The following is a 14305-nucleotide window of genomic DNA, read 5'->3' as shown; positions in this document are numbered from 1 at the left end:
ACTTCAACGACTTCGAGATTGTCGTGGAATAAATTATTTGCGAATGTTTATCTCAATAATTTGACGTTAATCATCTTTTGGTGCTGTAAAGAGAATATAAACGTGGTGAGGGAGTGGCATGAAAATGAAATGTTTCGATTATGCAACGTTGCCAAGAGATCTATGGTCTGAGGGAGGGGGTGAAACAAGAGATATCGTTTGCTGGCCAGTGTCTGATGACTTTTCCTGGCGTGCTTGTTTCACAACGATTCATAAAAGCGGAGAATTGAATCAGTATCCTGATATTGAGCGTTCAATTATCTTATTGAAAGGAAAGGGGGTGCGCTTGACCAGTCCGGGTTTTTTGGAGCACGAACTGGTGAAAAAAATGACACCATTCCATTTTTCAGGCGATATTCGGGGAAATGCCGAGTTATTGGAGGGGCCTGTTCAATGCTTTAATATCATGACTCGCCGTTCGTGTTGGGCTTCAGAGATTTCAATCGTTTCTGATGAACGTTTATTGCCGACATCACACAGTGGTGTTCTTTATGTGTTAAAAGGGCGTTGGGAAATGACAGGGGCAAATTGTGTTCAGCTTGCATTTGGTCAAGGGGCATGGTGGCTACCGGATATCAGGGAAGGAACAATTAAGCCATTGGTTGCGGATAGCCAGTTATTGTGGGTGGACTTACGTCCTTGTGGATGAATTAAATAAATATTGCATACAATAAAACAAGCGACTTGGTTTTGTATCAAGCCGTTTGTTTTATTGTAATTATTAAAAACTTTATCAATAGGGCGCAAGGCGGATGGCAAGGATACAACGACGCTCACGGTGAAATTGTATGATACGCAGAAAAATGCAATACCTGACCAATCAACGCAGATTAAAGTTGCGGCGCCAGAAGCGAGTGGCATCAATATTTCCTCGCAAGTGATCGAAGATAAAATCCATCCCGGAGAATACACTATTTCCATCAATGGAACGAAAAGTGGAGAGGTGGAATTCACTGTCAGCCAGAATCCGGTGCTGGCGGGCAATCCCGTGAGCTATTCACTGAAAGTCATTGATGCCAATAATAACCCATTGGAAGAGGTAATGGTTTCATGGCGTTAATCAGGATGTCAGCGCTCTGATCCAGAATCCAACGGTTCCTGACGATGCCATTTTCAAGAAAAATCCCATTATTGGAACAAGAGAGTATTTGCGAGAGTAATTTTAAAAGGCAAAGTCTCTACTGTACATAAAGAGGAATCACATTTTTTCAACATAAAAAATCGTCCTCCCCATGATATTTGGAAAAATTTACGGGTAGATACACAACTGGAGCCTATACGCAGGCATGATAATCCATGGCCCAATGACAGATATCAGAGTGGAATGATTCTCTGGATAAAAAGCAGTGAGATTAACTTTGGAGGACGTAATTTGCTTTCGCCCATGGATATTTCTATTGAAGTAAAGGCTTATAATGGTCAGAATATTTACTCTACCGGACTTAATAGTGCTTACGCACTTCGTAATGCCTCCGTTCAATGCCGTACTGAAAAGGATATTAAATCAGAAAGGGCTAATATTAAATCTAATAAATTGATAATGGATTACCCAAATTGGAAGCCAATTAAAGACCGGGAATATGATATACAAGTTAATATCACGTATGCTGGTCGTGTATATACATATATTAGTACAAAGAGGCATGAATATAGCTTCTATTCGGGGGATAAAGCATTTATGGATGAGAGCTGGAAACTGAGTGGTTCCTATTGATCTTTTTCATCTTGAGCAATAAATAATGGAATTATATAAACCGGAGCGCATTTTTGTGCCCCGGTTTTTGCTAGAGGAAATCAGCCTGTGACGTCCTTATTTTCTAATCGCCTGAATTGATAGCGGAAAAAATGCATAGCCCCAGCAGCGATAATCAATCCGACTCCTGTTAAATCAGTCAGCATACCCGGTTTAATTAAAAGAATGGCCGCGCTTGCAAAAAGAATTCTTTCCAGCCAATGCGTTTTACCCAGCCAGAAATTGGCGGTAGCGATGGAAAGAGAATAAATACCCATCAAGGCTGTCAATATCATGTAACTAATGGACAAGGTATTTAACTCCTTGCCTTGCATTAATAACTCAGGGTTGTATATCAGAATAAATGGAATGATAAAGCCCGGTAAAGCCAGGCGTACTGCGCTCCATGAAGTTTGCATGGGATCTGCACGGGCAATGCTGGCAGCAGTGTAACTGGCAAGAGCGACGGGAGGGGTAATATTGGAAAGTGCGCCAAACCAAAAGACAAAGAAATGGGCAGCCAAGGGCAAAACCCCTGCTTTAATTAATATAGGTGACGCTGTCACGGCGACAACAATATATAAAGCCGTTGAGGGCAGCCCCATACTGAGAATGATACAAACTATCATCACAACAAGGAGGATCAACCACAGTGTATTGCCGGTCAGGGAAACAATATTGAAAGCAAGAGCAGACCCTATCCCTGTCATAGTGACAACACAGATAATAACGCCAATGCTGGCACAGGCAACGGTAACCTGAATCGCACCACAAGCCGCATCATTCAGTGCAGTGGCGATTTTCTTTGGGGTCATGCGCACAGAAGTATCCGGTGTGATCCAACTTGCGATAATAATCGTGATAATGCCGAGGAACCCCGCATAAATGGGGGTTTTTCCGGTCAGTAAAGTACCGATCACAATAAACAGTGGCAATAATAGTAAACCACGGGCTTTCAGGACGGCCCTGACCTGAGGAATATTTTCTTTACTGATGCCTTTTAAACCCTGCTTTTTGGCTTCCAAATCAATGGCAATGATGAGCGCGGCGTAATAGAGCAATGCCGGAATAATGGCTGCAATGACAATAGTGGTGTAGGAAACACCCAAAAACCCTGCCATGATAAATGCTGCGGCCCCCATGATAGGCGGCATTATCATCCCTCCTGTTGATGCCGTTGCTTCGACAGCGCCTGCAAAACGTGGAGATAAACCAATATTTTTCATCAGCGGGATCGTGAAAGTTCCTGTTGTGGCGACATTCGCTACGGCGCTACCACTGAGTGAACCCGTCAGGGCAGAGGAAATAACGGCAACCTGAGCAGGTCCTCCCCGACGGCGTCCAGCAACTGCCAAAGCAAGATCGTTGAATAGTGCAGTTGCTCCACTGACACTTAAGAATGTGCCAAATAAGATAAAAACGATGATTGCCGTTGATGCCGTAGATAAGGTAATGCCAAAAATACCTTCGCTGGTCATAAATAAGCGGAATAATAGACGTTCAAGCGAAAATCCGGCATGCCCGAAGATCCCCATAAAGTATTGGCCGAAAAGGGCATAGATAATGGCAAAAATAGATAGACCCGGTATGAAATAGCCAGTGGTTCTTCTTGTGGCTTCAAATAATACGGCGATACCAATAACTGACATGGCGTAATCCAGAGTATTGGGAATACTATTGCGTACGACATGTAAGTCAGTGTAAATAAAATAAAAATATCCATAACTCATTAATGTGAGCAGAATAAAAGTATAATCCCAAAAATTTAACTTTGGTGTTGAATGGTGTTTGGAGATTGGAAATAAAATAAAACCCAAAACAAGAATACCGCCAAGAAAAGTGACATTGCGATAAAATTCCTGAGTATTGGATAAGGAGTTGGAATAGATAGCGTAAAGAGAAACAGCAATCGCGAGAACGATGGTGAGTTTCAAATAAATGCCATCCAACTGGCGGGTACCTGTTCCCGTTTCTTTATCCGGCTCAATCAAAGATGATGTTATATTGTCAATGCTCATGGTAACTCCATAATATTATGGTCAATAACACAATGAGAAAAATCAAGCATGGGAATTATGATTAGGAAGCCGTTATTTCAGTTCTGGGGGGATCAGATAATCAGGAATATCCAGATTGATCTCCCGATAATATCGGTAAGCACCGGGATGCAATGGCACTGAAACTCCCTTGAGCGCATTCTCAGGTAAAATATATTGTGCAGCGCTATGAATTTGATGGACCTCCTTCTGGTTTTCAAACATCACTTTGGTTAATTCGTAGATTGTTTTTTCGTCAATTAAGCGTGTTGTCATAAGAATATTGGGTTGAGCCATCGTTTGGACAGCCTGTTTCTGGCGTGGATAAGTGTCTGGTTCGATAACAAAACGAAACCATGAATTCGCGATAGAATTAATTTTTTCTAATTGATCGTCTGTCACCGCCAAAATTTGAGCAGGAACGCCACTGGCATACATATCAGTGACGGCAGAAGCGGGGACGCCAGCAGGCAATGCGCCGCCATCCAAACGCCCGTCCCGCATAGCAGAAACGGTTTCACCATAACCAAGATATTCAGGGTGAATAGACTGCTTGTTTAGATTAACGCCTTGCAGAATAATTAATGTGGATTGTTCAGTACCACTGGCTTGTGGCCCAACAGAAAAACGGGTACTTGCAATATCATCCAGCGTACCCTTTTTTATTTTCTCGTTTAATAAAACGAAATGCTCTACATTGGGCCAAAGCACCGAAATAGATCGAAGATCCTGATAGGGGCGATTCTCGAAATTACGCACACCCTGATAGGCTTCAACAGCAATTAAACTTTGTAAAATAGCAAGTTGAGCTTCATTTTTCTTGAGTAGGTCGATATTTTCAATTGAACCGGCAGAAGATTGCCCGGTAACCTGAATATTTTCCTGTTTCAGATGATGGCTCCAGATATTGGCTAACCCGACCCCCATAGGGTAATAAGTTCCGCCTGTGGAAGCTGTTGCTACGGAGAGAAAACGTTTATGGGCATTTTCCACTTTTCCTGTAATAGCCATGACGACCAATGCACAGAAGATAAGTATCGTTAGAAGGGGTTTTACTCTTTTTATTGTCATAATGTGATTACCAGATGTTGTGTAACAAACACTGAATATTTGCATTATGTTGTATACAACATTCTTCTTCTAAATTAGAGTTAAATGTCATAGATTTGTGATAAATGTTTCGTTGGTGTTAGTTACCGGGCAGAAAATATGAAATGATTGATATTTTTTAAGTAAATAGAATACAAAAAAACATTTTACAATACAGGAAGTTCCTCGATGAAATATCGATAAGTCGTTAACCTGATCTCAAGTGAAAAAGGTGGAAAATGACAAGACTTCAACCCCAGTTTTTTAAGCCTATTTTTTTAATCCTATTGTTTTTAAACCTATTATTTTAACGCTATTATTTAAATTCTACTGCCTTCAGGCGATTGCTTTAAGTCGATTGTTTCAACTTCTATTTTAAAATGGTGATTTTATGAGTGACTATATTTCAGTGTTTGATACAGGCGGAGAGGGTATGCCTGTGCTTTTAATTCATGGTAATTCAAGTTGTAAGGAAATATTCCGCCATCAAATTAATGCATTAAAAGGAAAATATCGGGTTTTAGCGTTAGATTTACCGGGACATGGTGCTTCGGAAAATGCCAGTGAACCACGTCAGGTTTATTCGATGCCTGGCTATGCGCGAACGGTTATTGATGTCTTGGAAGCAAAAAATATAGACAGAGTTGTCGTTTTTGGCTGGTCATTAGGGGGACATATTGGATTGGAGATGCTGGCTCTGTACCCAAAAATGATTGGTTTGATGATTTGCGGTACACCTCCGGTATCAGTAGGAGCCGATAATGTGGCGCTTGGTTTTCAGCCCAGCGAACATATGGGGCTGGCTGGCAAAGCTGAATTTACTGAGGAAGATATTAAAAACTTTGCTGCCGAAACAACGGGAGTGAATGCTCCGCATGAGCCTTTCATTTTTGAAGCCGTGGCAAGAACAGATGGATTGGCAAGAAAATATATGTTCGAGTTTTTCCTTTCTCCTCAGGCGACTGATCAGAAACTATTGGTGGAAACCAGTGAAATACCATTAGCCATTGTGAATGGTGCAGGTGATCCATTCATTAATGCTGACTACATTAATAGCTTAAGTTATCGAAATCTCTGGAAAGAAAAAGTAATTAGACTGGCAGGCGTTGATCATGCACCTTTCTGGGAAGCGCCAGAGCGATTTAATCCTGTTTTGCTGGAATTCCTGGAACAGTTTTAAGGCGATGATTATCGGTTCGTAAATTCTGATTTCAATCATCTCTACGTTTTTTTCTATCTCTTATATTTATAATATTTAAATGGTCTTAAGAAAATAAAAAAAACCCACATGTATATCAGTGGGTTTTTTATTTGTTTCAATTTATTCTAAATAAGAAAAGAGGATAGCAGGTTAACTATTAGAATAAATTTGATAAGTGTATTTTTAATTTTTCGATATCCGATTCTATTTGTGGGTTTTTTATTACATCATAACAATTAAATATTGGTAATGGAGACATACCCAAAAATTTATTTGCCTTATGGAAATGAAAGTAAAGGCCATCCACACCTTTTCCTTCAAAAAATTGGTTTGGATCTTCAAATGCTTCAAGTGGTGCATTCCAAGTCACTGATAGCATATATGTCTTATCGTGTAGCAAACCGCCAGAACCATATTTTTTGTTTGGGTCATTACGGGTTCTTCCATCATTTTTATATAATTTTCCTTGCCCTATTTGGAAGACTTCATCGATATACTTTTTTAAGATCCAAGGCGGCCCCATCCACCAACCCGGCATTTGGTAAATAATGCTATTTGCCCATAAAAGCTTATCTATTTCTGCTTGAATGTCATAACCCTTATCTACGTGAGTGACCTGAATTTCATGTTTTAAGCCAGTTAAATGATCCTTGATAACATTTGCCAGCAGGTTATTTAATTCTCCCTTCGATTCTTTAAAATTTTTTGCTGAATTAATTACTAAAATTCGTGACATAATGATCCTCTGTTTTCTTTTATTGATAACTTGGGGATATATTAAGATTATTTTTGATTTAAGGTGTGCCTATTCATTTTCAATCTTTGCCTGATCCTCCAAAGATACCTGTCTGGAGGAGATTTTTTTATTTTCATTATTATTAATCAGTGCACTACTAAGTAAATTTGCCGGTGAAACGTAGAGCCATCAATGCTATTTTCGACAAGTTGTTTGGTGAGTGCATAAATGGTGATGACTTCACCATTGGGCACATATCAATATTAATGACTGAAAAGGAAACAGAGATGAACGAAAATAAAAACCGTCATGAGTTCTTGAGTCAGAGTGGAAAAGTAATCACTGCCTGTGCGCAGCTTGGTGCGCTTAGCCCTACCTCCTATGCAGCTCAATCGACAGTAAAAAGCGGTAAGGTGAATAATGCCTTCAAGATAACGGATAAACACTATTATCTGGATAATGTCTTACTGGAATCTGGATTTGTATTTGAAGATAAGGTGGTTGTCCATACATTGACAGAGCTGAAAACATTGGAAATTAACAATGGAAAAATTGTTGCTCTGCATGAGAAGCAACTCAATCAGAATAACGCTCTGCCACGCTACGATGCCGGCGGTAAATTGATGCTTCCAGCAATGCGGGATATGCACATTCATCTGGATAAAACATTTTATGGTGGCCCGTGGCGTGCTCCCAATCGACCGGAAGGCACGACTATCCGAGATATGATCAAACTTGAGCAGAAACTCCTGTCAGAGTTGCAACCTTATATTCAAGAACGAGCGGAAAAGCTGATCGACCTGATTCAGTCGAAAGGAACAACAATTGTCCGCAGCCATTGCAATGTTGAACCGACATCAGGCTTGAAAAATCTCGAAACCCTGCAAACAGTATTGACTCGGCATCAATCTAGCCTCACTTGTGAAATTGTTGCTTTTCCGCAACATGGTTTATTGCTCTCAAAATCAGAAGATTTAATGCGTGAAGCGATGCAAATGGGAGCACACTATGTAGGTGGTCTGGACCCGACGAATGTTGATGGTTCAATGGAAAAATCACTTGATGCAATGTTCCTGATTGCACTGGATTATGGCAAAGGGGTGGATATTCATTTACATGAATCTAATTCAGCGGGCATGGCTGCGATGAACTACATGTTGGAAACCGTAGAAAAAACACCGCAGCTAAAAGGGAAACTGACCATCAGCCATGCTTTTGTTTTGGCAACGCTCAATGAACAGCAGGTGGATGAAATAGCTGAGCGCATGGCTGCACAAAAAGTTGCTGTTGCTTCTACTGTGCCTATCGGGACATTGCACATGCCACTCAAACAACTACGTGATAAGGGCGTTGTTGTCATGACCGGGACGGACAGTGTTATTGACCATTGGTCACCGTATGGTTTGGGGGACATGTTGGAGAAAGCTAATTTATATGCCCAGTTGTATATTCGTCCGAACGAATATACGTTATCCCGAGCGCTGGCAATTGCAACCGGCGATGTATTGCCACTTAATGATAAAGGTGAGCAAATGTGGCCTAAGGTCTTGGACGACGCCAGCTTTGTGCTGGTGGATGCTTCCTGCTCGGCGGAGGCAGTGGCGAGAATTTCTCCGCGCATTGCTACATTCCACCGCGGGGAAATGGTGTGGGGGAGTGTGGGAAAAGTGGGATAAATTCTGTATCTGCCATTTAGAATGAATATTTAGAGGGAACTACCGGGCGAATATAAGATTTTATAGGCAATTATAGGCAAATAGTTAAGCATAAAATGAGAACTATATTTTTGCGCTGGTGGTTCTTCTTATTATGATAAATAATGCAATACCCTGAAGCTGAATACGATATTTGATAGAATATTTGAATGGTTTTAGTTAGAGTCTGACCTGATTAGGTGAGTTTGATGGCATTAATGGAGAATAGGTAATCAATATTGCAAAAGGATATTCAAAAGGAGCACATGTTGAATCTGAACTATTTGCAAATTTAAAGCGTATGGGATCTCTCAATAGGCCATGAACATTTATTATGAGAATGAATTTTATTAACTTTATATGCATATTTACGGCAAGCCGAATTGTCATTAGATAGAGGTATGGGTGAATGGGCGAATGGGCGAATGTTAAAGGTTATTTTAAAGACAGAAACTTGTCTGATGGTTTAGTGAAGGTATTAAATTCAAGCTCACCTTATCATTGTAACAAATTCAAGAAATCTATTTTATTTATTTTCTTTAGGCGCAAACAACAACTTAATGCTAAAGAGCGTTTTATGGTATGTCGTTTACTAGAGAGTTTTGGTAAAATTCTTTCTGATGAACTCCCTAATAAAGATGATTTAATAGAATTAAGAATGAAGTTGTTTGAAGCTTCAAGATTAGTCAGGAAAAGAATCAGGAATAGGAAATTAGTATTGTTGGCTGATAGAGTGGAACATTTTAATCAGAGCGATTACGGTATATTTTACAATATAGAACAGATAGTTAGTGAATGATTATACATAGTATTTGATAAATTACTCGGTGAAAATTCTATACCTGTAAGATTAAGAACAAAATGTTCTTTTTCCATGAATGAAATAGAGATCCTTTACCATGCTTTAGATTTTTTAATTGACTTTTATCATGAGAAAACTGAAATACCTAAAAAGCTAGCCCTTGCTTTCGTGGATGTGTATGGTGCATTTTCCTTTAGAGAGGGAATGTACGATGAAAAAATGTTAAATAAGCTAGAAGATATAGGAATTGAATTGCAAGATAAAGCGACTCAACTCTTATCTTAGTTTGTGTTTATCTATTGGATCTTAGTCATTAATTTGTTCAGGATACTTATGTAATATGCTGTGCTTTGACAAAGAGGTTCGGTTGTATCTTAATACATCTTGGTATTATTTACTGTAAATAATCAATGTTGTTTAATATTTATTTTCTGCTAATGATGATAAAATTAATCAAAGAGTTTAGAATGAATAGATATATTGAAATATCTTCTGAATTAGCAATTTCAGTCGTTGAAAAACTTAGATTTACAGAGGAATTATTTGAAAATATGATTAATGAACTATAGTCAATATTTGACAAGGTATGTATAGAATATGAGGAAAAAGAAGATATTCAAAAATCTATTGCGTTTTATATGATGACTATTATTGATAATTCTGATGGCGCACTAAATCACGATCCAGAAGATAGGCAAACATATATTTCAAGTGTAAACTCAAAAATAAATATATTCATTGAAAGATGACTTCTATCTTAAAATCAAATTAAAGGGAGGAGGTTAACCTTCCTTACCGAGCATTATCTTATATTTATTAAAGCTATTTACGATGATGTTGCTCTCTCACCAGAGTATTTTTAAAAAAATAATTTTAGATATCATACGAATGTTTTTTCTCATTAGATGAGATACTGGAAGATATAATAAAATTTTAAGCTCAAAATCTCGGTTAAAATGACGAGGTTTTTTATATAACTAGCAGCTTCACTACCAATACAGTCTATTTAATTCCAATCTTAATGGTAATGTCACTGAAACCATTCAATCAGGTAGAGTCAAGCAACAATAAGCTACGATCAAGCAGGCAGATTCATGATCATAATGGATGGTGAAGGACAAACCACTAAATACAACTCTTACCCACCCCAGAAAAGCGGGTAAGAATACAAAAAAGGCTATTGCAGGGAGAGAACTTCTTCTCGGCTAAGACCGGTGCTTTCCATAATCAGCTCAATATTGACTCCATTTTTTAAGAGAGTGCGGGCAATATTGGTTGATGCTCGTTTTTCACCTTGTTGTATACCCTGTGATATACCTCGTTGTATGCCTTGAGACATACCTTGTTGTATACCTTCTTTCCGGCCTTTTTCATGTAATCGTTGTGCAATACTCATAATCACCTCCTGATGATTGTCTACCTGTTCAATCAGTTGCTGGAGTACCTGCTCAAAATGGGGTGAATCCATTATGGCAAACAGGTAATTGAGAGTAGTAACCACATCGTTGTCACTATTATAATTCTCTTCAAGAAGCTGCTCTAATTGTGATCGGAAACCTCACTACCAATACAGTCTATTTAATGCCAATCTTAATGGTAATGTCACTGAAACCATTCAATCAGGTAGAGTCAAGCAACAATAAGCTACGATCAAGCCGGCAGATTCATGACCATAATGGATGGTGAAGGGCAAACCACTAAATACAACTCTTACCCACCCCAGAAAAGCGGGTAAGAATACAAAAAAGGCTATTGCAGGGAGAGAACTTCTTCTCGGCTAAGACCGGTGCTTTCCATAATCAGCTCAATATTGACTCCATTTTTTAAGAGAGTGCGGGCAATATTGGCTGATGCTCGTTTTTCACCTTGTTGTATGCCCTGAGATATACCTTGTTGTATACCCTGTGATATACCTTGTTGTATGCCTTGAGATATACCTTGTTGAATACCTTGAGACATACCTTGTTGTATACCTTCTTTCCGGCCTTTTTCATGTAATCGTTGTGCAATACTCATAATCACCTCCTGATGATTGTCTACCTGTTCAATCAGTTGCTGGAGTACCTGCTCAAAATGGGGTGAATCCATTATGGCAAACAGGTAGTTGAGAATAGTAACCACATCGTTGTCACTATTATAATTGTCTTTAAGAACCTGTGCCAATAGCGTAGTTACGGCCTTGAAACCTTCACGCAAATTTTTATGTTTCATTGCCAGTTCCATTATGGCGATTTTGCGATGATTGATCAGTTCATTATCATCAATCACGGTCACATCGACGAGAGGGAAGGGGTTGAAATAAATATCTTCCGCCAGGTCCGGTAATGAAAAGCACTGTGTCCAGCGTTGCTGAAAAGGGTAAGGGCTGCTGTCGCCGTGGTAAAACAGCACGGGCACAACCAGCGGAAGTGCCTTATTACCTTGTCGCAAATGCTGATTCATTGCCATAAACGCGTAATGCATCAGGCGCCATGCCATCATTTTATCCGGCGTCGACTGGTGTTCCACCAGGACATAAATATACCCGTCACCTTGTTGCGTTTTCACTGAATAGAGCACATCGGAAATTCTTGAACGCAGCTCATGGTCAATGAATGATGAGTTAGTCAGAGCTAATGTATTAAAATCGCAAAGTTTCTTAATTTTTTCTGGCAGGTGAATGTCAAAAAAATTACGGGCATTTTCGATCTGCGCCATGAATTTTTTGAATGTTGCATCATGAGCTGTGGGGATTGCCTTTTTATTCTTCATGTTTTTTTATCCAAAATGATCCCTGAACTCAGTGTACAGTAAGCATACAGGACAAAAAAATAGTGATACCGTTAACATCGGCATGGTATCTGAAAGAGATCCACCTAAATAAGGGTGTGAGTATAATCGGCTTGTTAAACGCTTTATGCCATCAGTTTTGATACCTCAATGGCATATTTCATTAACTAATCCCACTCCGATGTTTTGTGGCCCATTACGTAAGTGACGTTTATGATACCGGAGTGGGTTGATGTAACAAGATTTCAGGAATCAGTTATCTCGCTGATGCTGATATGGCAATTATTCTTTCTGAAGCGACTTGATACGTGAATATGTCAGTTCAACCTTGCAGGAAAGAAAAACATCGCCGGAACCACTGCCGCCTAACATCGCGTCAGATTGTCGCTGGCACTCACTCTCACGGAATCTCAAAAAATCTTCCTGTGATTTTTTGAGTGAGGCGATAGCGGTTTTTGTTGCTGAAGAACCAGTTTGTTCAAGATTTGTTTTGTTGTCGTGTACCGCCTTGGCCATTGCGCTGTCGGCAGTGGTTAGTTTAGATGTGAGACATCCCTGTAGTGCAGTTCGCGGGGCGTCACCGATCTGGTTATAACATTGGGTCAGTGTATCTGCCATCACGTCCTTATCAGAGTGGGTATTTGCGATACTGGAAAATGGTAAGCAGAGAATGATACCAGTTACAGAGAGCAGGCTTAGATTGAATTTCACGGTTAGAAACTCCTTCATATTTATTCAGGATAGGTTTTAACGCATCTGATGACACCTTTACAATATTTATTCTGCCGTAATATAAAAATACCGATTATTCCTAATCGTACAATGGCGTTTAAGTTGGTTATTTTCGATAGAAAGTTGCTTTCGAAAGGGAAAGATATTTTGGGGAAGAGAGATGAAGGTGTTTAGTTGGGAATTCACCAATTAAACATACCAGCCTTTGGCGGACACACTGCGAAAAAAGAAAAATCCACGCAATTAAAATCCACGCAATTGCGTGGATTTTGTGATGCTTCTTTGCCTTTGTAAGGCTTTTTAGGGCAACAGAATCAATTTAAACGTTAAACAAGAAGTTCAGCACGTCACCGTCTTTAACGATATAGTCTTTCCCTTCTGCACGCATTCTGCCTGCTTCTTTCGCGCCTTGTTCACCTTTGTAAGTGATAAAGTCTTCAAACGCGATGGTTTGGGCACGGATAAAACCTTTTTCAAAGTCAGTATGAATTTTACCCGCCGCTTGTGGTGCGGTAGCACCTACCGGAATGGTCCAGGCACGAACTTCTTTCACACCTGCGGTAAAGTAAGTTTGTAGGTTCAATAGCTTATAGCCAGCACGAATAACACGGTTTAAGCCCGGCTCTTCCAGGCCCATTTCTGCCATGAACTCTTCTCGATCGGCATCGTCCAGCTCTGCGATATCTGCTTCGATAGCAGCACAAACCGGAACAACGACAGAGCCTTCTTGTTCTGCAATGGCGCGAACGGTGTCAAGGTAAGGGTTATTCTCAAAACCATCTTCGTTGACGTTGGCGATGTACATCGTTGGTTTCAGAGTCAGGAAGCTCAGGTAGCGAATCGCTGCCTTTTCTTCCGTACTTAAATCTAAAGCACGCAGCATACCGGCTTGTTCAAGGTGAGGAAGGCATTTTTCTAAAGCTTCCAATTCTGCTTTAGCGTCTTTATCACCACCTTTGGCTTTTTTCTGCACACGTTGGATGGCGCGTTCGCAGGTATCCAAATCTGACAGAGCCAGTTCAGTGTTGATAATGTCAATATCAGCAGCAGGATCAACCTGACCGGCAACGTGAACAATGTTGTCGTTTTCAAAGCAACGCACAACATGGCCGATCGCTTCGGTTTCACGGATATTGGTCAAGAATTGGTTACCCAAACCTTCACCTTTTGAAGCCCCTTTTACCAGACCTGCGATATCCACGAATTCCATTGTGGTTGGCAGGATGCGCTGTGGTTTGACAATTTCAGCCAGCTGATCGAGACGCGAGTCCGGCATCGGCACAACACCCGTGTTTGGTTCGATAGTGCAGAACGGGAAGTTTGCTGCTTCGATACCTGCTTTGGTCAGCGCATTGAATAATGTAGATTTCCCAACGTTAGGCAGGCCAACGATACCGCATTTGAATCCCATATATTTATCACCTTAAATCACTTATAAACCAACAAACAATGCGCTTGCCGGCGAGTTATACAAA

Annotated in this window: 14 protein-coding genes; 7 read left to right on the top strand and 7 right to left on the bottom strand. The window is 40.1% G+C overall.

The features are described from left to right. Window positions 1-118 precede the first annotated feature (118 nt). The 3 genes from Xsze_RS17295 (at window position 119) to Xsze_RS17285 (ending at window position 1753) form a co-directional block, all read left to right on the top strand. Complete coding sequence (locus Xsze_RS17295) at window positions 119-688, top strand: HutD/Ves family protein (RefSeq protein WP_038234791.1); 570 nt, start codon at window positions 119-121, stop codon at window positions 686-688. Window positions 689-817: 129 nt separating this feature from the next. Then, complete coding sequence (locus tag Xsze_RS17290) at window positions 818-1099, top strand: hypothetical protein (protein ID WP_038234793.1); 282 nt, start codon at window positions 818-820, stop codon at window positions 1097-1099. A 264-nt stretch (window positions 1100-1363) separates the two neighbouring features. Further along, window positions 1364-1753, top strand: a complete 390-nt coding sequence (locus Xsze_RS17285; protein ID WP_038234796.1) for a hypothetical protein — start codon at window positions 1364-1366, stop codon at window positions 1751-1753. Between the two features lie 80 nt (window positions 1754-1833). Here the strand turns inward: Xsze_RS17285 and Xsze_RS17280 are convergent, their stop codons facing one another. Further along, window positions 1834-3789 carry a TRAP transporter permease gene (locus Xsze_RS17280; protein ID WP_038234797.1) on the bottom strand — a complete coding sequence of 652 codons (1956 nt, stop codon included), beginning with the start codon at window positions 3787-3789 and terminating at the stop codon, window positions 1834-1836. Window positions 3790-3861: 72 nt separating this feature from the next. After that, window positions 3862-4878, bottom strand: coding sequence for a TAXI family TRAP transporter solute-binding subunit (locus Xsze_RS17275; RefSeq protein WP_038234799.1), 1017 nt, complete (start codon window positions 4876-4878; stop codon window positions 3862-3864). Window positions 4879-5287: 409 nt separating this feature from the next. Between Xsze_RS17275 and Xsze_RS17270 the strand changes: the two genes are divergently transcribed. Beyond that, on the top strand, window positions 5288-6076 hold the full coding sequence (locus Xsze_RS17270; RefSeq protein ID WP_038234801.1) for an alpha/beta fold hydrolase: 789 nt from the start codon (window positions 5288-5290) through the stop codon (window positions 6074-6076). Window positions 6077-6254: 178 nt separating this feature from the next. Here Xsze_RS17270 and Xsze_RS17265 read toward each other — a convergent pair whose 3' ends face one another. Further along, complete coding sequence (locus tag Xsze_RS17265; protein ID WP_038234804.1) at window positions 6255-6833, bottom strand: NAD(P)H-dependent oxidoreductase; 579 nt, start codon at window positions 6831-6833, stop codon at window positions 6255-6257. Between the two features lie 287 nt (window positions 6834-7120). On the opposite strand from Xsze_RS17265, the gene Xsze_RS17260 reads away from it, so the two are divergent. The 3 genes from Xsze_RS17260 to Xsze_RS17250 all read left to right on the top strand — a co-directional run bounded on the left by Xsze_RS17260 (window position 7121) and on the right by Xsze_RS17250 (window position 9614). Further along, window positions 7121-8509: an amidohydrolase family protein gene (locus Xsze_RS17260; RefSeq protein ID WP_038234806.1), complete on the top strand. Its 1389-nt coding sequence runs from the start codon at window positions 7121-7123 to the stop codon at window positions 8507-8509. Window positions 8510-8936: 427 nt separating this feature from the next. Beyond that, the gene (locus tag Xsze_RS17255) at window positions 8937-9326 is read left to right on the top strand and encodes a hypothetical protein (protein ID WP_051462294.1); all 390 of its coding nucleotides are present in this window, start codon (window positions 8937-8939) and stop codon (window positions 9324-9326) included. 75 nt (window positions 9327-9401) lie between these two features. Next, window positions 9402-9614 carry a hypothetical protein gene (locus tag Xsze_RS17250; protein ID WP_244431744.1) on the top strand — a complete coding sequence of 71 codons (213 nt, stop codon included), beginning with the start codon at window positions 9402-9404 and terminating at the stop codon, window positions 9612-9614. 892 nt (window positions 9615-10506) lie between these two features. On the opposite strand, the gene Xsze_RS17245 is transcribed toward Xsze_RS17250, so the two are convergent. From Xsze_RS17245 to ychF, 4 genes are all read right to left on the bottom strand, one after another. Further along, complete coding sequence (locus Xsze_RS17245; RefSeq protein ID WP_244590079.1) at window positions 10507-10830, bottom strand: RpnC/YadD family protein; 324 nt, start codon at window positions 10828-10830, stop codon at window positions 10507-10509. A 248-nt stretch (window positions 10831-11078) separates the two neighbouring features. Beyond that, the gene (locus tag Xsze_RS17240; RefSeq protein WP_038234809.1) at window positions 11079-12080 is read right to left on the bottom strand and encodes an Rpn family recombination-promoting nuclease/putative transposase; all 1002 of its coding nucleotides are present in this window, start codon (window positions 12078-12080) and stop codon (window positions 11079-11081) included. A gap of 300 nt (window positions 12081-12380) precedes the next feature. Further along, complete coding sequence (umoC, locus tag Xsze_RS17235; RefSeq protein WP_051462296.1) at window positions 12381-12809, bottom strand: lysozyme inhibitor LprI family protein; 429 nt, start codon at window positions 12807-12809, stop codon at window positions 12381-12383. A 340-nt stretch (window positions 12810-13149) separates the two neighbouring features. Continuing rightward, entirely contained in the window at window positions 13150-14241 is a 1092-nt protein-coding gene (gene ychF / locus Xsze_RS17230; RefSeq protein ID WP_038234812.1) for a redox-regulated ATPase YchF, read from the bottom strand. Window positions 14242-14305 lie beyond the last annotated feature (64 nt).

This window comes from Xenorhabdus szentirmaii DSM 16338, from assembly GCF_002632585.1.
Classification (GTDB): Bacteria; Pseudomonadota; Gammaproteobacteria; order Enterobacterales; family Enterobacteriaceae; genus Xenorhabdus; species Xenorhabdus szentirmaii.
Note: the sequence above shows the minus strand (reverse complement) of the source record. Positions and strands in the feature narration are given on the sequence as shown.

What these genes read in the sequence shown, in the direction of transcription:
- Xsze_RS17295 (WP_038234791.1), top strand. Translation starts at nt 119, where the DNA reads ATGAAAATGAAATGTTTCGATTATGCAACGTTGCCAAGAGATCTATGG.
- Xsze_RS17285 (WP_038234796.1), top strand. Translation starts at nt 1,364, where the DNA reads ATGATTCTCTGGATAAAAAGCAGTGAGATTAACTTTGGAGGACGTAAT.
- Xsze_RS17280 (WP_038234797.1), bottom strand. Translation starts at nt 3,789, where the DNA reads ATGAGCATTGACAATATAACATCATCTTTGATTGAGCCGGATAAAGAA.
- Xsze_RS17275 (WP_038234799.1), bottom strand. Translation starts at nt 4,878, where the DNA reads ATGACAATAAAAAGAGTAAAACCCCTTCTAACGATACTTATCTTCTGT.
- Xsze_RS17270 (WP_038234801.1), top strand. Translation starts at nt 5,288, where the DNA reads ATGAGTGACTATATTTCAGTGTTTGATACAGGCGGAGAGGGTATGCCT.
- Xsze_RS17265 (WP_038234804.1), bottom strand. Translation starts at nt 6,833, where the DNA reads ATGTCACGAATTTTAGTAATTAATTCAGCAAAAAATTTTAAAGAATCG.
- Xsze_RS17260 (WP_038234806.1), top strand. Translation starts at nt 7,121, where the DNA reads ATGAACGAAAATAAAAACCGTCATGAGTTCTTGAGTCAGAGTGGAAAA.
- Xsze_RS17255 (WP_051462294.1), top strand. Translation starts at nt 8,937, where the DNA reads ATGGGCGAATGGGCGAATGTTAAAGGTTATTTTAAAGACAGAAACTTG.
- Xsze_RS17250 (WP_244431744.1), top strand. Translation starts at nt 9,402, where the DNA reads ATGAATGAAATAGAGATCCTTTACCATGCTTTAGATTTTTTAATTGAC.
- Xsze_RS17240 (WP_038234809.1), bottom strand. Translation starts at nt 12,080, where the DNA reads ATGAAGAATAAAAAGGCAATCCCCACAGCTCATGATGCAACATTCAAA.
- ychF (WP_038234812.1), bottom strand. Translation starts at nt 14,241, where the DNA reads ATGGGATTCAAATGCGGTATCGTTGGCCTGCCTAACGTTGGGAAATCT.